At 68.6% G+C, this 16,997-nt stretch carries 8 protein-coding genes and 1 pseudogene; 6 read left to right on the top strand and 3 right to left on the bottom strand.

What is annotated here, in order from left to right:
* Positions 1-223: 223 nt before the first annotated feature.
* The 3 genes from ACIQV3_RS32535 (at position 224) to ACIQV3_RS32525 (ending at position 11,528) form a co-directional block, all read left to right on the top strand.
* Positions 224-7,588 carry a ricin-type beta-trefoil lectin domain protein gene (locus ACIQV3_RS32535; protein ID WP_403718579.1) on the top strand — a complete coding sequence of 2,455 codons (7,365 nt, stop codon included), beginning with the start codon at positions 224-226 and terminating at the stop codon, positions 7,586-7,588.
* Positions 7,575-8,081 carry a hypothetical protein gene (locus ACIQV3_RS32530; RefSeq protein ID WP_403718577.1) on the top strand — a complete coding sequence of 169 codons (507 nt, stop codon included), beginning with the start codon at positions 7,575-7,577 and terminating at the stop codon, positions 8,079-8,081. The genes ACIQV3_RS32535 and ACIQV3_RS32530 overlap by 14 nt, the downstream gene beginning before the upstream one ends.
* A 261-nt stretch (positions 8,082-8,342) precedes the next feature.
* Positions 8,343-11,528, top strand: coding sequence for a DNRLRE domain-containing protein (locus tag ACIQV3_RS32525; RefSeq protein WP_403718575.1), 3,186 nt, complete (start codon positions 8,343-8,345; stop codon positions 11,526-11,528).
* Between the two features lie 183 nt (positions 11,529-11,711).
* On the opposite strand, the gene ACIQV3_RS32520 is transcribed toward ACIQV3_RS32525, so the two are convergent.
* The 3 genes from ACIQV3_RS32520 to ACIQV3_RS32510 all read right to left on the bottom strand — a co-directional run bounded on the left by ACIQV3_RS32520 (position 11,712) and on the right by ACIQV3_RS32510 (position 14,493).
* Positions 11,712-12,026, bottom strand: a complete 315-nt coding sequence (locus tag ACIQV3_RS32520; RefSeq protein WP_403718572.1) for a hypothetical protein — start codon at positions 12,024-12,026, stop codon at positions 11,712-11,714.
* A gap of 51 nt (positions 12,027-12,077) precedes the next feature.
* Positions 12,078-13,805, bottom strand: coding sequence for an FG-GAP-like repeat-containing protein (locus ACIQV3_RS32515; protein ID WP_403718571.1), 1,728 nt, complete (start codon positions 13,803-13,805; stop codon positions 12,078-12,080).
* 304 nt (positions 13,806-14,109) lie between these two features.
* Positions 14,110-14,493 (bottom strand): hypothetical protein, encoded by a 384-nt coding sequence (locus tag ACIQV3_RS32510; protein ID WP_403718569.1) that lies wholly within the window; start codon positions 14,491-14,493, stop codon positions 14,110-14,112.
* Between the two features lie 164 nt (positions 14,494-14,657).
* Between ACIQV3_RS32510 and ACIQV3_RS32505 the strand changes: the two are divergent.
* The 3 genes and pseudogenes from ACIQV3_RS32505 to ACIQV3_RS32495 all read left to right on the top strand — a co-directional run bounded on the left by ACIQV3_RS32505 (position 14,658) and on the right by ACIQV3_RS32495 (position 16,819).
* Positions 14,658-15,455 (top strand): annotated as a pseudogene (locus ACIQV3_RS32505) (IS5 family transposase).
* A 114-nt stretch (positions 15,456-15,569) separates the two neighbouring features.
* Positions 15,570-16,424, top strand: coding sequence for an IS5 family transposase (locus ACIQV3_RS32500; protein ID WP_403718566.1), 855 nt, complete (start codon positions 15,570-15,572; stop codon positions 16,422-16,424).
* Positions 16,421-16,819, top strand: a complete 399-nt coding sequence (locus tag ACIQV3_RS32495) for a hypothetical protein (protein ID WP_403718563.1) — start codon at positions 16,421-16,423, stop codon at positions 16,817-16,819. The genes ACIQV3_RS32500 and ACIQV3_RS32495 overlap by 4 nt, the downstream gene beginning before the upstream one ends.
* Positions 16,820-16,997: the final 178 nt, after the last annotated feature.

The following is a 16,997-nucleotide window of genomic DNA, read 5'->3' as shown; positions in this document are numbered from 1 at the left end:
GCAGCTCACTTTTGGCCTGAACGCATAGACTTTGCGGCCGAATTGGCTCGATGATCACGACGCAATTTTGTCATTCAACTGCTGCCCACATGGCCCGGAATCGGGTGATGCCGGGCAGTGGATCATGGGGGGTTTCATGTCGCCGTTCTCGGCGAACAACTTCCGCCTGCCCGGAAACGGGAGAGGGCGCGTCCGTAAAAGACATCTCGCTCGGCATACAGGTGTGGTTCTGTCTGCCCTGCTGACGATCACCCTGCTGCCCACGGAGTCCTTCGCGGCCCCGCCCGGCGGCCGCACGGGCGTCCCGCTCGTCGACCTGGTCCAGGAGCAGCCCGCAGAGCTCGACGAGGCCGCGGCCGAACAGCTGCGGGGCTGGTCCGGGGTCCCGGCCCAGCCACCCGCCGGGTACGAGCCGGTGAAGACGGCACCGCCGGCACCCGGATCGGCCGACGTCGCCCTCAGCGGTGACCAGCTCATCCGGGCCGGAACGCTCCCGGTGAGCATCGGCAAGGCGTCCCCCACCGAGTCGGCCCCGGTCCCGCCGACGCCCAGTGGCACCTGGTCAGTGGAGGTGGCCGCGCGTACCGCAACCGAGGCCGCCGGCGTCGATGGAGCCCTCATCACGCTGACGCCCCCGGCCACGGGTGCCACGCCGGTCGACGTCCAGCTGGACTACGAGAAGTTCGAGGACCTCTACGGTACGGAGTGGTCCACGCGCCTCGAGCTGCGACAGCTGCCCCAGTGCTTCCTCACCACACCCGACCTGCCCGAGTGCACCACGGCCCAGGAGATCCCGAGCACCAACGACCCCGCCACCGGCACCGTCCGGGCCACGGTCGACCCCGCGCTGGCTCCGGGCCAGAGTCTGCGGACCATGGCCGTCGGTGCCGGCAGTCCCGTCGTGATCGCGGCCTCCGACGCGGGCGCGGGCGCGGGCGGCACCTTCAAGGCGACCTCCCTGGAACCCTCGGGCAGCTGGACCGCCGGAGGCGCCGGAGGCGGTTTCTCCTGGAGCTATCCGCTGAACGCGCCTAGCGTGCCCGCCGGGCCGGCCCCGCAGATCTCGTTCAGCTACTCATCGCAGGCGGTCGACGGCAGGACCTCGGTCTCCAACGGGCAGGCCTCCTGGATCGGCGACGGCTGGGGCTACGAGCCCGGCTTCATCGAGCGCCGGTACCGCTCCTGCTCCGCGGACCGCAAGACCACGCCCGCCGCGCCGAACAACAACAACTCCACCGACAAGACCAAGGGCGACCTGTGCTGGTCCGGTGACAGCGTCGTGATGTCCCTCGGCGGCAGCACCACCGAGCTCGTCCGCGACGCGACCACCGGCGCGTGGATCCCGGCATCGGACGACGGCTCGCGCGTCGAGCGCAAGACCGACCCGGCCAACGGCAACGGCGCCAAGGACGGCGAGTACTGGGTGGTCACCACCCGGGACGGCACCCGCTACCACTTCGGCCGCCACAACGTCGGCACCCACGTCCTCAAGCCCGGGCAGACCCGCACCACCACCGACTCGGTGTTCACGGTGCCGGTCGTCGGCAACCACCCGGGTGAGCCCTGCCACGCGGCGACCTACGCCGCATCCTTCTGCACCCAGGGCTGGCGCTGGAACCTCGACTACGTCGAGGACACCAACGGCAATGCCATGATCATCGACTGGGCGAAGGAGTCGAACCGGTACGGCAAGAACGGCAAGTACAAGGAGAAGGTCTCCTACGTACGCGGGGGCCACCCGCTCCAGATCAGCTACGGTCTGCGGGCTTCCGCCCTGTCCGCCGTCCCGTCCGGCCGGGTCGAGTTCACGGTCGCCGAACGGTGCATCGAAGCCACCGCCGCCGCGTGCGCCGACGCCAAGTTCGAGTCGAAGAACTACGGTGACAAGCAAGCCTGGTGGGACACCCCGGCCACTCTGCACTGCAAGGAGGGCACCGGAGACTGCTACATCGGCTCGCCCACCTTCTGGACCCGCAAGCGCCTGACCTCCGTCACCACCTGGGCGCAGCGGACCTTCGGCTCCACCGACCTGTCCAAGGTCGACCACTGGACGCTGGACCAGTCCTTCCCCAAGCAGCGCACCGACACCCACCCGCCGCTGTGGCTGGAGTCGATCACCCGTACCGGGTACGGCACGGACAAGAACGAGGCCGGCGACCAGCTTTCGATCACCCTCCCCGCGGTGTCGTTCCGGCCCAACGTCGTCGACATGCCGAACCGGGTGGCCACCAGCGCCACCGACGCGACCCCGGACTTCGACCGCCTGCGGGTCGAGACGATCCGCACGGAGACCGGCGGCGACATCCACGTCGACTACTCCGACCCGTGCCCGGTCGGCGGTTCCCACCCCAAGCCCGAGGAGAATACCGGTCGCTGCTTCCCGGCGTACTGGTCCCCGGACGACGAGCTGGAGAACCCGCCCCTGCAGTGGTTCAACAAGTACGTCGTCGACCGGATCACCGAACGCGACCGCGTCGCGCGCCAGCCCGACGTCGTGACCGCGTACACCTACGAGGGCGGCGCGGCCTGGGGCAAGGAGACCGACGAGTTCAGCAAGCCCGAAATGCGCACGTACAACCAGTGGCGCGGATACGCGGAGGTGACCACGCGGCGCGGCGTCGCGGACGCCACGGACAGGGGCGAGGCCACCGAGCAGTCGCAGACCCGGACCCGCTATTTCCGCGGCATGTCCGGTGACGGCGGCCGCCCCAAGGTCGTGGTCAAGGACTCGACCGGGACGCAAGAGCTCGGCGAGGACCTGCCCCACTACCAGGGCCGGGTCGCGGAGACCATCACCTACGGCAAGTCCGGCGGGTCGGTGGACGTCCGCGAGCTGACCTGGCCGTGGAGCCAGAAGACGGCCACGAGGACCCGTGACGGCACCACCCCCCTAGAGGCCCACCGCTCCGGCACCACCCGCACCGAGACCTACACCGCGGTCAGCGGCGGCCGGACCCAGCTGATCCGCTCCGAGATCGGGTACGAGACCACGTACGGCCTGCCGACCTCGGAGCAGACCCAGGCGTTCACCTCCAACGGCACCGGCTGGACCCCGGGAGAGGCGCGCTGCAACAAGACCGACTACGTCCACAACACCACCGCGCACCTGATCGGCCTCCCCCAGCGGGCCCGCAGCACCACCGGTGACTGCGCCTCGTCGGCCTCCGGCACGATGATCACGGACGTCCGCACGTCCTACGACGCGCCGAACGCCTTCGGCACCGCCCCGACCAAGGGCAACCCCTCCCAGGTCGACACCCCGGACGCCGCCGGCAGCGGCTGGGTCGCCACCTCGCGCAGCGAGTACGACGCCCTGGGACGCGTGGTCAAGTCGTACGACGCGGCGGGCAACTTCAGCACCACCGCCTTCACCCCCGCGACGGGTACGCCGTTCAGCACCAAGTCGACGAACCCCCTGGGGCACGCGGTCACGACCACGCTCGACCCCGGACGCGGCTCCGCCCTGGTGATCACGGATCCGAACAACCGCAAGGTCACGCAGACGTACGACGCGCTCGGCCGTGTCACCGCCGCATGGACCCCGGGGCAGAACCCGGCCACGGACAAGGCTGCCCGGACGTTCGACTACCAGATCGAGCCGCAGGTCCCGCCCGTCGTCACCAGCCGCAAGCTGCGCGACAACGGTACCTACGAGGAAGCCGTCGCGATCTACGACGGCCTGCTGCGGCCGCGCCAGAACCAGACCGAGGCCCTGGGCGGCGGACGCCTGGTCGTCGACACCTTCTACAACGCCGTCGGCAGCGTCCGGCGAACCAACAACACGTACTACGCCGAAGGCGAGCCGACCAAGGAGGTCTTCGTCCCGGAGACCGACTTCCACGTCCCCAGCACCACCCACACCTCCTACGACGGCCGCGGCAGGGCGGTGCGCACCACCAACCGCTACAGCGACCCGGCGCAGACGCCCTACGCCAGCACCACGGAGTACGGCGGCGACTACACGCTCACCCGCAGCGCCATGTCGGACGCGGCGGTTCCCGCACCGATGCTCGGCAGCAAGGCGGTCAAGGAGACGCTGGACGTCTTCGGCCGCAAGATCCTGACGCAGCACGCCGTCACCACGACCAGCCCGATGACCTGGCGGGACATCTCCTACGCGTTCGACGCGCGGGGCAATCTCTCCAAGGTGACGGACGCCGCCGGCAGCAAGTGGACGTACGCATACGACGCCCGCGGCCGCATGACCGATTCGCAGGACCCGGACATGGGCCGCGCCCTCTTCGGGTACAACGTCATGGACCAGCAGGTCTGGGCCCAGAGCAACGGCGGGCAGAAGACCTTCTTCAGCTACGACAAACTGGGCCGCAAGACGGCTGAGGCCGAGGACGCGGACACCAATCCTCCGGTGGCGACCTGGACCTACGACACACTCCCCAGTGCCAAGGGATACCCCGTCGCGGCCACCCGCCAGTCGGGCGGCCTGACCATCACCACCGAAGTGACCGGCTACGACGCCGAGTACCGGCCGACCGGAAGCCGGATCATCGTTCCGGACGCCCCGGCGACCAAGGGTGTCTCGGGCATCTACGGCTACACCACCAGCTACACGAAGACCGGCAAGGTCCAGGCGGTCAACCTCCCGCCGACCCCGGGCGGTCTGGCGGCCGAGCGGCTCATCACCCGCTACAACAGCGACGGTGCGCCCGTCACGCTGTCCGGCCTCAGCTGGTACATGGCGGACGCCGTCTACAGCCCGTTCGGACAGATCCTGCGCACCGCCACGGGCAACGCCCCGCAGCGCGTGTGGACCACCAACCTCTACAACCAGAACACCGGACGCCTTCGGGAGACGATCACCGACCGGGAAACCGCGGACCCTTACCGGGTCAACAGCCTCTCGTACAAGCACGACGTCCTCGGCAACATCCAGTCCATCACCGACACCCAGCCCGGCGGCCGGGTCGACCAGCAGTGCTTCCAGTACGACGCCCTCGGCCAGCTGACCCAGGCGTGGACCGGCAAGACCTGCGCCGGCCCGGTGGAGACCGACGTGACGGCCGGACCGGACGGCGACGGCTACCGCCAGAGCTACGCGTTCGACAATGCGGGCAACCGGACCAAACTGACCTCGCACGACCTGGCCAACCCGGCACTGAACGACGAGTACACGTACACCTACGGGGTCACGACCACGAACGGATCCCAGCCGCCGGTCACCACGCAGCCGCACACGCTGGCCAAGGTCGATGCGGTGACCCGCACCGCGGGCTCCACGGTCAGCCTGCAGTCGACGTTCGGCTACGACGCGTCGGGCAACACCACCCGCCGGACCATCGGTGGTGACACCCAGACCCTCGAATGGGACCGCCGCAACAAGCTGACGCGCGCGGTGAGCCCGGGCATCGGTTCCCTCGCGGTGACCGGCATGGCCGGCAAGTGCCTGGACATCCAGAGTGGGGCGGTCACCGACGGCACGCCCGTCCAGATCTACGCCTGCAACGAGACCAAGGCACAGCAGTGGCGCCTGACGGGCGAGACCGTCCGGGCGCTCGACAAGTGCCTGACCGCCCAGGGGGCCGACGCGGTCCTGGCAACGTGCGACGGCAGCGCGAAGCAGAAGTTCCAGTACCGCGGGGACAAGACGCTATACAACCCGGCGGCCAACGCCTGCGTCACCATCCCCAACGACAACCCCGTCGACGGCAATGACCTGGACATCTACCAGTGCCAACCGGGTGCCGCCTCCCAGCAGTGGTCGTTCGACGCGACCACGACGTACCTGTACGACGCCGACGGCAACCGGGTCGTCCAGGAGACGGGCTCCAGCCGGACCCTGTACCTGGGCGAGGCCGAGGTCACGGTGAACAAGGCGGGCGTGGCGATCGACGCGACGCGCAGCTACTCCGGTGACGACGGCCCGACCACGGTCCGCCGAACCTACGGCCAGGCCACGGGCCACAAGCTGACGGCCAACCTGTCCGACCACCACGGCACCTCGACCACGACCGTCGACCAGGCGGCCGGCCAAGCCGTGACCCGCCGCAAGTTCGACCCGTACGGCAACGTCCGGGGCAGCGTCCAGAGCAACTGGTCCGACAAGCGGACCTTCCTGGGCGTCGGTGTCGACGACAACACCACGAACCTGACCCACATCGGAGCCCGTGAGTACGACGCCTCGACGGGGAGGTTCCTCTCCGTGGACCCGGTCCTCGACGTCACCGACCCCCTGCAGATGAACGGGTACGCGTACTCCAACGGGGACCCGGTCAACCAGAGCGACCCGACGGGGCTGGAGAGCTGCTACGGCGCGGGCTTCTGCTCGGGAACCAACGGGACCTACGGGCCGTACGACCCGAACTACGGCAATACGCCGACGACCTCCCCCCCCACGCCGACCGACAAGGGCAACGGCGGCAAGACGGTCCAGGTGGTCGTCAAGAAGTCCGGCAACACCATCAGCATCAACGGCTCGGCCCTTCCGACCCAGGAGGAACTGGTCAAGAAGTGGCACTTCAGCCCGAAGATGTCCTACGAGGAAAACCTCAAGGTCTGGCTCCGTCCCACCTGCGGCAAGCTCCCGGGCTCCGCTGACGTGGACAACAGTCTCTGCACGGGCGCGAGGAACCTCGGATGGCTGGGCGAGACCCCGGACATCGACTACCTCGAGGTCGTCGGTCTGCGGGACCCGTACGAGTGCGTGGTCAACGGGGACGGCGGCGCCTGCCAGGACGCGGTCGTCGGCCTCTCGGTGGACGCCGCGCTCACCATCGGAACCATCGGAGTGGGCAAGGCCGCAAAGATCGTCTTCAAGGGCATCAAGGCGTCCATGAAGAAGGGCAATGGCGGAGTACCCCTCCAGTGCCTGATCGACGCGGTCAACAGCTTCCCCGCCGGCACACCCGTCCAGCTCGCCGACGGCACCACGAAACCCATCGAGGAGCTGAAGAACGGGGACGTGGTCCTGGCCACCGACCCGGAGACGGGCCTCACCGAGGGCCAGCCGGTCACGGCCGTGATCGTCACCGACACGGACAAGGAGTTCGTCGAGCTCACCCTGGACGCCGAGGGCGTCGATTCGACCCTCGTCACGACGGACCGCCACTCGTTCTGGTCCGAGTCGGCGCGGGCGTGGCGCGAGGCGGGTGACCTCACTCCGGGATCCACCGTCCGCACGGACGACGGCACAGCCGTCGAGGTGAAGGCCAACCGGCCCTACGCGGCCGCGCAGCGGACGTACAACCTGACGGTCGCCGCGCTGCACACGTACTACGTGCTCGCGGTCGGGACTCCGGTTCTCGTCCACAACGACAATTGCCCCATTCCGCAGGGGCACACGTCCCAGCCGGCGTTCAAGGAGGATCCCTACAACCCCACCAAGGTGCAGAAGCGGAGCGAGGACAACGCCGAGCTCTACAAGCAGACAGTGGCGGACCGGGCGCGGGATCTGGGATACACCCAGAAGCAGGCCGATTTCTACACTCACAAGCAGCCAACGTTCTGGAACGGGAAGCAGTGGATCTCGCCGGATGTCGACGGGCACAACGTCGATCAGGGCTGGAAGGTGTTCAACCGCCAGGGTCAGCGAATCGGTACGTACGATCGGGATTTCAACTATGTCAAGAAGTGAACAGTTCACCCTCTGCATCGGCTGCCGCGCGGGCGGTGCAGAGAATGTCGGCCAGGAGGACGAGCCGCTGGGCCGGATCGTCATCGCCGATTTCGTCGAACACTTCCGCACCGATCTGTGCTTCTGGAGCAAGCAGGACTACTGGCGGAGCTGGCTGGCCGCGATCGAGGTCCTGGAGGAACAGGGCCACGCGGCATCGTGTCTCGTGACGTCGATCGCCGACCCCGGCTCCAGTCACGTCGCCATGTGCTGGCCCCTGTATCGAGAGGGAGAGCGGGTGTTCGTTCAGAACGCCATGATCATTTTTGATGATCTGCCCGTTCCGTTCGACATCGACCGGCCTTGGCTCTCGATCCAGCCGCACACCACCGTCGACGAGGACGGCAACCGGATCTCCGAATGGTCCACGGACATGGAGTCCGTCCGGGAGTTCGGCCGGCGTATCGCAGCGCACGTGAACCATCCGGAATGCCTGTGTGAACCGGGGTCCTGAACCCGCCTCGCGCGCTGACGGGCCCAGCCTGCGGAACGAACGGCGCCCTGCCCCGGACCACCGTCCGGGGCAGGGCGCCGACACCGGCCGCTGGTGCCCGGATCCACACATGGTCGAAATCCGTACGTACTTGAGTGTTGTGGGCCGCGCACACGCGGCCACAGGGGGAGAGGCATAGCCGTGTCCGAAAGTGAATCCGTGGACGTCGTCCGTCCACCGATGGCACCGCGGTGGTACAGACGCCGCAGGACAATGGGCGGGGTGGCCGCGCTGCTGGCGCTGGCCGTCGCGGTACCCGTAGGAGCCGGGGCTTCCGGCGACGGGAAGCCGCAGAAGAAGAAGCCGGCCGTGGCGAAGGCCAGTGGGCCCGTCACGGCCGCTCAGGCTCGGCGGGCCGCCGCGGAGTCGGGCAAGGACGTCGAGATCACGGCGGAGCACACGGCGAACACGACGACGTTCGCGCAGCCCGACGGCCTGCTCCGCAAGCAGATATCGAGCTCGGCCGTCCGGGCCAGGGTGGGCGACCAGTGGAAGCCCATCGACACGTCCCTGACACGGGTCGACGGCGGCTTCGCGGCCAAGGCCGTGAACGGCGCCGTCGTGTTCTCGGCGGGCTCGGCCGGTGCGCCGAGCCCGGCGGGTACTAAGGCGACGTCAGTGAACGGAGCCGCCTTCTCCGCGGGCTCCACGGCACAGGCCGTGACGAGCGCCGTCGCGTTCACCACGGGCACGCCGGCCAAGGCACCGGCGGCTCCCGAGTGGACCGACCTGGTACGCCTCACCACGGACGGCCACGAGATGGTCGTCAGCTGGCCGGGCGCCCTGCCCGCCCCGGTGATCGACGGACCGCGCGCGCTGTACGAGAACGTGCGCCCCGGCATCGACCTGCTGATGACGGCGCAGGACGGCGGCTATTCGCACCTGCTGGTCGTGAAGGACAAGAAGGCAGCGGCCGACCCGCTGCTCGCGGAGATCAACTACCGGCTGGCCTCGCCCGACCTGAAGTTCCAGCTCGACGCCGAGTCCGGCGCCCTGTCGGCGCGGGACGCGGCCGGGGAGGAAGTCGCCGGTTCCCCGTCGCCGCTGATGTGGGACTCCTCCGGCAAGGTGGCCACCACCGACGGCGTTCCCGCGTGGAAGGCCCCGGCGGCGGCGAAGCAGCACCCCACCCTGGGCCTGCCGGGCCTGGCGGGCGCCGAGAAGGCACACCTGTCGGTCGCCACGGCGTCGCTCGAGGGCGGCACGCTGACGCTGAAGGCCGACCGCGGTCTCCTGGACGCGGCCGGCACCGTGTACCCGGTGTTCGTCGACCCGTCGTTCAAGGGCCGTAAGAACGCCTGGTCGCTGCTCTACAAGACGGCCGGCGGGTCCAGCTTCTACAACGGCCAGAACTACAACGCGTCGGGCACCAACGAGGCCCGCGTCGGCTACGAGTCGGACTCCGGGGGCACCTCCCGCTCCATCTTCAACTTCGACTTCGGCAGCCAGCTGCACGGCGCCGGCATCCGCACGGCGGTGGTGCGTGCCCTGCAGACGTACTCGTGGTCGTGTTCCAAGAAGCCCATGGACATCTACTCGACGCACCTGGTGACCTCGTCGAGCACCTGGAACAACACCACCGGCTGGTGGGGCAACAAGGTGGCCTCCGAGGACGCGGGGTACGGCTACAACTCCTCGTGCCCCGACAACTGGGTCGCCCCCGACATCAAGGGCCTGGTCACACAGGCCGCCAAGAGCGGCTGGACTGGGCTGGCGCTCGGCTTCAAGGCGCCGAACGAGTCGGACTCGTACTACTGGAAGAAGCTCATCGCCAACGGCGAGTCCGCTCCCTACCTCGAGATCACCTACAACACCCCGCCCGACATCCCCGTCGCCGCGAACATGAACACTTCACCCGGTGGCGCCTGCCTCACCACCGGGAACGGTGCGAGCATCGGCAAGACCGACATCAACTTCCAGGTCAAGGGCACGGACCGCGACGGGAACCTCAGCCAGCTGCAGATCGAGGTCTGGGACGCGGCCTCGGGCGCGAACGTCCACAACGAGTGGATCACCGTCAACAGCGACCAGAGCGTCAACCGCACCGTGCTGTTGTCGAAGTTCACGTCGGGCCGGAAGTACTACTGGCTGGCCCGCGCCGTGGACACGGACGGATTCGGAGCCGCCGGATCGGGCCCGCTGGACTCCGGCTCGCCCGGCTGGTGCACCTTCACCGTGGACCACGTCGCCCCGGCCAGTCCGGCCGTGAGGTCCACGGACTTTCCGGCGCCGGGTCCCGACGCGGCGCAGTGGAGCGTGAACCCGGCGGGAACCGCCAACCAGGCGGTGGAGATCCGGGGCAACGGCACCGCCGCCACGGCCATCCGTGAGTACCAGTGGGCACTGAACCACCCCACTTGGGACTACAAGGCGACCCCGACCAGCGGGGACCTGGCCACCATCAGGTTCCAGGCCGACCTGGCCGGGCCGAACGTACTGTACGTCCGCACGGTCAGCACCTCGGGGAACATCTCCCCGCCCACCGAGTACCTCTTCTACGTGCGGGCCCGCCCCGGCATCGACAAGCCCGGGGACGTCACCGGCGACGGCCGCCCCGACATCCTCGCCGTCGACAAGGACGGCAACCTGCGCACCTACGCCGGTGACCAGGCGGGAGACACCGACGCCTGGATCCCCGGCGCCGTCGAGAACGGCAAGCCCGTCGCAGCCGGCTACTGGAAGGACCCCGCCACCGGAAAGCCCGCGCTGATCGGGCACGCCACCGACTGGCACCCCGGTGACGGCCTCACCGACCTCATCGCCCGCATGCCCGACGGCAAGCTCTACCTCTACCCCGGCATCGGGACCGGCCAGTTCGACGTGGGCCGCCGCCAGGAGATGCAGATGCCGATGAGCGCACCCGACCCGGCGACCTTCCGGCAGATCGTCGTCACCGAGGACGCCGACGGCGACGGCCTGGGCGATCTGTTCGCCCTGGACGCGGACGGCTTCTGGGCGTTCTCCGGGTACACCGGATCCAGCTTCGCCTCGTACCGCAAGATGGCCACCGGCTGGGCGGCCCGCGACCTCGTCGGGGTCCGCGACGTCTCCGGCGACAAGGTCCCCGACCTGCTGTTCCGGGACAACAGCAACGCCAACCGGACGCTCGCGCTGCGCAAGGGCAAGCCCGGCCCCAACGGGGTGGGAGCGGACCTGACCTCACTGCAGTTCGCCGCGAACGCCGCTGACGGCGTCGACAACACCTACGCCACCACCGGCTGGCTCCGAGCGCCCCTCCCGATGGTCCTCGGAACCCCCGACGCGACAGGAGACGGCATCCCCGACATCTGGGCTGTCGGCTCCGGCACCGAGGGGTACCAGTGGCTCTACGCGGGCGGTGCCACCGCCGTCGGCGGAGCCAGCGGCCGTGACGAGGACGGTTGGAACAACTTCCTCACCATCGGCTGACGGCACCGACCAGACGCCCCGCACACAGCAGCGCCCCGCTCCGGACCACACTCCGCAGCGGGGCGCTGCCCTTTCCCCGGGGGTGCGTCGCCGGGCCGACCTCCGCACGCGCCACGAGACCGGAGACGGTGAGCGGCGAGTCCAGCCGCTCGTGAGCCCAGGCCACAGGTGCGGCAGTAGGTGTCAGGCGCTGTCGACAGTCCACCCCAGTGCGGGTACGCCGTACCGGCACTGGTCCCTCTCCTGCTGTTGAGCGACGCTGAAGATGAGCATAAAGACAACCAGCACGTCGCCCTCACCTTCAGCGTCGCTCAACATCCAGTTCGGCACGATGACGATGGCGTTGCTGACCTTGCGTTCCGTGGGGCTGGTCGCGATCCAGCTGTCCATGGGGCGGTTGTAGACGGTGTCGTTGGCGATGAGGGTCGTGTCGCCACCGATGCCCAGGCTGAGCGCGTCCTTGCCACCGAGGCGGGGAATTCGCTGTCCTCGGCGCACCCCAAGGGCGCCCCGATATTTCGAGGGCGCCTTTGGAGTGTTCGGGAGGGGTCAGCGCATGGACTGGATCCAGCGCCACCCGCCTTCGCCGATGGTCAGGGCGGGACCGAATCCCGTTCCCTCGTTGTTGCCGGCCAGAAACGTCAGGTTCCCGGTGCCGGCGCCCTGGGGCGCGGTGGTGAGCAGCAGGTCGGCGCGGCCGTCGCCGTCGGCATCGCCAACGGTTCCCGCGAGAGAGTACGAGCCCGCGGGCGCGGTGGCCAGGATGGTGGGCGCGGGCAGTGGCTGGGCGCCGTTGGAGAGGTACTGGCGGACTTGACCATCGGAGGCGCGGGCCCAGAGGTCCGCGCGGCCGTCGCCGTTGACGTCGCCTGGGGCGAGGATCTCGGGCAGGTCGGCGGGCTTCCACTCCGTACCGCCCATGACCACGGCGTCGCGGGGCAGGGCAGGGTTGGTGCCGACCGTTCCGCGGTGCAGGTACAGGCCGTTGACGCTGCGTCCTACGAGGTCGGGCGCTCCGTCGCCGTCGACGTCGCCGGCGGCGAGAATGTTGGTGTGGGCCCAGCCCCTGGGGCGTTCACCCATCGCAATCCGCTCGCCGAGGCGGCCGTAGCCGATGTTGGGGTACACCCACAGTTCGTCACCGATCCGGGCGATGACGTCCTCACGGCCGTCGCCGGTCCAGTCGCCGCGGTGGCTGACGTCGGCTCCGGCGAACCCGCCCGCACCGATCACCTGGTGGGCCGCGAAACGGCCGTTGCCAAGCCCGGGGTACAGGCGCAGCGAACCGTCGTCCTGGACCGCGAGCAGGTCGCGGATCCCGTCACCGGTGAGGTCCCCCGAGACGGGAGTGCGCTCCTGGAAGGAGGCTGCCGAACGAACCAGAAGGTGGTCCTTCACCTTGGTGTACCCGGTGTCCACCGTCTCGCTGCGCAGGTCGCGGAAATCCTGGCGGGTGAAGAAGGAGAAGTCGAACTTCGAGACGTATTTCGTGCCCGTCTCGTTGTCGACGAGGGTCGGTGCGCCGGTGCGGCACTCGGTGGCCGCGGCCGCCTTGCAGGCGGCCGTGAAGTACTGCTGATTGGTGCCGTCGGCCTCCGCGAACGACAGCGTCCCGGGTCGGCCCGCGTAGACCGGGTCCATGTGCGGGTAGTCGGGCCGGGCGTTGAAGTCGCCGGCCAGGATCACCGGAAGCCCGTTCGCCCAGCCCTCGATCCGCTCCAGCAGCGCCGGGGTGTCGTTCTTCGCCGTGTCGTCGCGCCGCAGGTGCGTACCGCACGCCAGGACGGCACGCCCCTCGACAGGCGCCTTCGCGCAGACCACGGAGCGCTTCTCCCCGGTGAACCCGGCCGGAGTGAGCTCCGTGGACATCCCGGTGACCTCGCTCTGGGGAGCCTTCACCAGGAGCGCCTGGCCGAAGCTCTTGTCATCACCCCAATTGGCACAGCCGTCGGCGGTCTGGGTACCGGTCCACACTCCCGCATACCCGGGCAGAACCTGACGCAGCCGGTCGTACTGGCCCTTGCACATCTCCTGGAGCATCACCACGTCGGCGTCCCAGTCGGTGACGTGCCCCTGGAGGCCGTCGGCCCAGGCTGCCGGCGTCATCTCGCTCTGGCACTTCGCCGCGTAGGCGCCGCACGCGTTGTACGAAATCGTGCGCACCGGCGGGGTGCCCGCCGGGGCTCCGGCCGACACAGCCGGGGCGGCGGCCAGCAGCCCAGCGGCTGCGACCAGCCCCGCAGCTATCCATGCGCCGCGGATATTCTTTCTTCTCACGTTAGCTCTCTCAAGGACGAATTTGGATGAAAGTGAAGCGCAGCTCCGCGCGAAGCGGCGTGTAGGCCAGATGCCAAGGCGCGGGGACGCCCGTCGCCGATCCAGGACCGAGCCGTGCAACGGGAATCCGGTGTGCGTTCTCGTTCACGTTGCGGTGTGGCCGTTGACAGGGCTGTCTCGTTGACCTGTGATGCTGCAGGTTGGATGAGAGTCCCGCAGATGTATTGAGAGTTGTGGTTCCCCCCCCGTGACATCACCATGTCCGGTCACTTCGACGGGAGGCCGGGTGACGGTGGCGATTCAGTCAGCGGATTATCTCGGCGAGCGGCAGTGCCCGTTCTGTTTCGCCTTGCGCGCGGAGGAACCGGTCGGCTACCTGACGTACCTGTGCCCACACTTCGTGAGTTTTGAGGCCCTGCGCGGTCCAGCCCGTGGATCCCTCGTCCGTGGTCAGGCGGCCGAGCAAGTCGTCTATCCGCGCGAGCTCGGACAGCGCCTCGGGGGCGAGCCAGCCCTCGTCGCCGAGCTGCCGTGCCATCACGGCCGTGTCGTCGAAGTTCAAGGCGATCTCGTCCACCGGCACGGCGTACTTCTCCAGCCAGGCCAACTGGTCGGGTGCGGGAGCAGCCAGCAGCGCCACGGCGGCCAGGAGTTGCCGGTACCAGTTTTCCCAGTTCGTGTCGGTCACGGCCCCGATCATGTCAGCCGTTGGCCAGGGGGCTTCCGTGCGGGGGCCCCTTGCCCGCAAGGCACTTGCAGCCGAGGGCGCAATGGCGTGACAGCCCACGGACCCGCGAAGGGTCTGTAAGAAGCCATCTCATTTGGGCTGTTCGATAGGCTGTGGTCGTGGGGATCGTTGAGCGGCTGGTGCCGGATGAGTTGTGATTTGTTCCAGCGGGTGGTGCCGGAGGCGCCGACGCGGCCGCAGGGTGGTGGTCGGCGCCGGCACGGGGATCGCGAGGTGCTGGCGGCGATCGTGTTCGTGGCCACGTCGGGTTGCACCTGGCAGCAGTTCCCGACCGTTTCGTTCGGGCCGTCCGGGGCGATCGCGCATCGCCGGTTCACCGAGTGGACCCAGGCCCGGGTGTGGGCCAAGCTCCACCGGCTCGTCCTGGACGAGCTCGGCGCTCGCGGCGAGTTGGACTGGTCGAGGTGCGCGATCGACTCGGTGAACATGCGGGCCGTGAAAAGGGGGATTTAACGGGCCCGAATCCTGTGGATCGGGGCAAGTACGGGTCGAAGATCCATTGGATCACCGAGGCGACCGGTCTGCCCCTTTCCATCGGGATCTCCGGCGCGAACCTCCACGACAGTCAGGCCCTGGAGCCCCTGGTCCGGGGAATCCCGCCCCTACGGTCCCGGCGTGGACCGCGCCGCCGGCGGCCCGCGAAATTGCACGCGGACAAGGCCTACGAGTCGCGGCAACTGCGTCGGTGGTTGCGCTCCCGCGGGATCGCCCACCGCATCGCCCGACGGGGCATCGACTCCTCGGCCAGGCTCGGGCGGCACCGCTGGAAAATCGAACGGACCATGTCCTGGCTCGCCGGCTGCCGCCGTCTCCACCGCCGCTACGAACGCAAGGCCGATCACTTCCTCGCGTTCACCAGCATCGCCTGCACCCTCATCTGCTACCGCAGACTCACCAAATGAGACGACTTCTAAGTGGTCGTTAAGTCCGACTTCTCTTCGTTCGTGATCGCTCGATCGTGGTACTGATCGCGGTCCGGGCTGCTCGATGGGCATGTCCATGTTGAGATGCGGGGCGTGATGAGAGAGCCGTATCTCAGCGATTTGTCGGATGGTCAGTGGGCGTTGATCGAGCCGATGATCACGGCCTGGAAGCAGGGCCGGGTGGCGCGGTCGGCGACCGGGGATCCTGGGTCGTGTGACCTGAGGGAGGTTGTGAACGCGATCTTCTATCAGAACCGGACGGGTTGTCAGTGGCGGATGCTGCCGCATGACTTGCCGGCCTGGTCGGCGGTGTTCTACTACTTCAGGTTGTGGCGCGAGGACGGGCTCGACCAGCGGATTCAGGAACTCCTTCGCTGCCAGGTCAGGGAGAAAGCCCGCCGATTAGAGGACCCGTCCATCGTGATCATCGACACCCAGTCCGTCCGCGCCGCGGCGGGTGTCCCCAGGACCACGACGGGGCTGGACGCGAACAAGAAGGTGTCGGGGCGCAAGCGGGGACTGGCCGTCGACGTTCTCGGGCTGATCATCGGCGTCGTCGTCATGGCCGCTTCCGCGCATGACAACGCGGCCGGCATCGCCCTGCTCGACCAGGCCGCCGAGCGGTGCGGAATGCGCCTGGAGAAAGCCCTGGTCGACCAAGGCTTCAAGGAAGCGGTCATCGTTCACGGCGCACTGCTCGACATCGGCGTCGAGGTCGTCCGCCGCAACCCCGCTGACCAGGGCAAAGGGTTCGTCCCGCAGCCCAAGCGGTGGGTGGTCGAGCAGACGAACGGCACGCTGATGCTCCACCGGCGTCTGACCCGGGAGTACGACCACCGGCCCGACACCTCCGCCTCGCGCGTCTACTGGGCCTCCACCGCCAACATGGCCCGCCGCCTCACGACACCCACGCCGGCCTGGCGCGACACCATCGGGCTGGCCGCGTGAACATCACCGAACTCCTGGTGGACCTTCACCTCCGGGAGAACGAGGCCACGGCCCGGGCGGACGAACTACGGCACCGGATCGCGCACTTCACCGCCGCCCTCACCGAGACCGAAGCTCGCCTCGCGGACCTCGCCACCACCCGCAAGGTCATCACCGAACTCGCACCCACCGGGACCGAACCCGATCCGCCCGAGTCGAGCACCGCCTACCAGGCCATCGTCGACGCCTTCAACCAGCACCCCGACCAGGCGTTCCGAGCCCGGGAGCTGCACGAACTCCTCGACATGCCCACCGACGAAGCATCCGTCAACATCACCCGCAGCCGCCTCGGACGACTCACCCGCCAAGGCTTCCTCACCCAACCCGGACGAGGCCGCTACCAGAAACGGACTTAACGTCCACTCAGCGGCCTCGTTGTCGCGGGCTCGTGAACTGGTCGGGGAACTGAGCCACGACGGCCTGGTGGGGACGTTGTCGGGGGTCTGTACGGTCAACGGTGGATCTTCGACCAGGAAGTGACACCTGATGACAGACGTGACCGTGTCGGCGGAGGCCGTGGCGGAGGTACAGCCG

It is taken from the genome of Streptomyces sp. NPDC099050, assembly GCF_044759865.1.
Classification (GTDB): Bacteria; Actinomycetota; Actinomycetes; order Streptomycetales; family Streptomycetaceae; genus Streptomyces.
Note: the sequence above shows the minus strand (reverse complement) of the source record. Positions and strands in the feature narration are given on the sequence as shown.

Bases quoted from the DNA above. Each gene is read 5' to 3' on its own strand.
- ACIQV3_RS32530 (WP_403718577.1), top strand. From the start codon at position 7,575: ATGTCAAGAAGTGAACAGTTCACCCTCTGCATCGGCTGCCGCGCGGGC.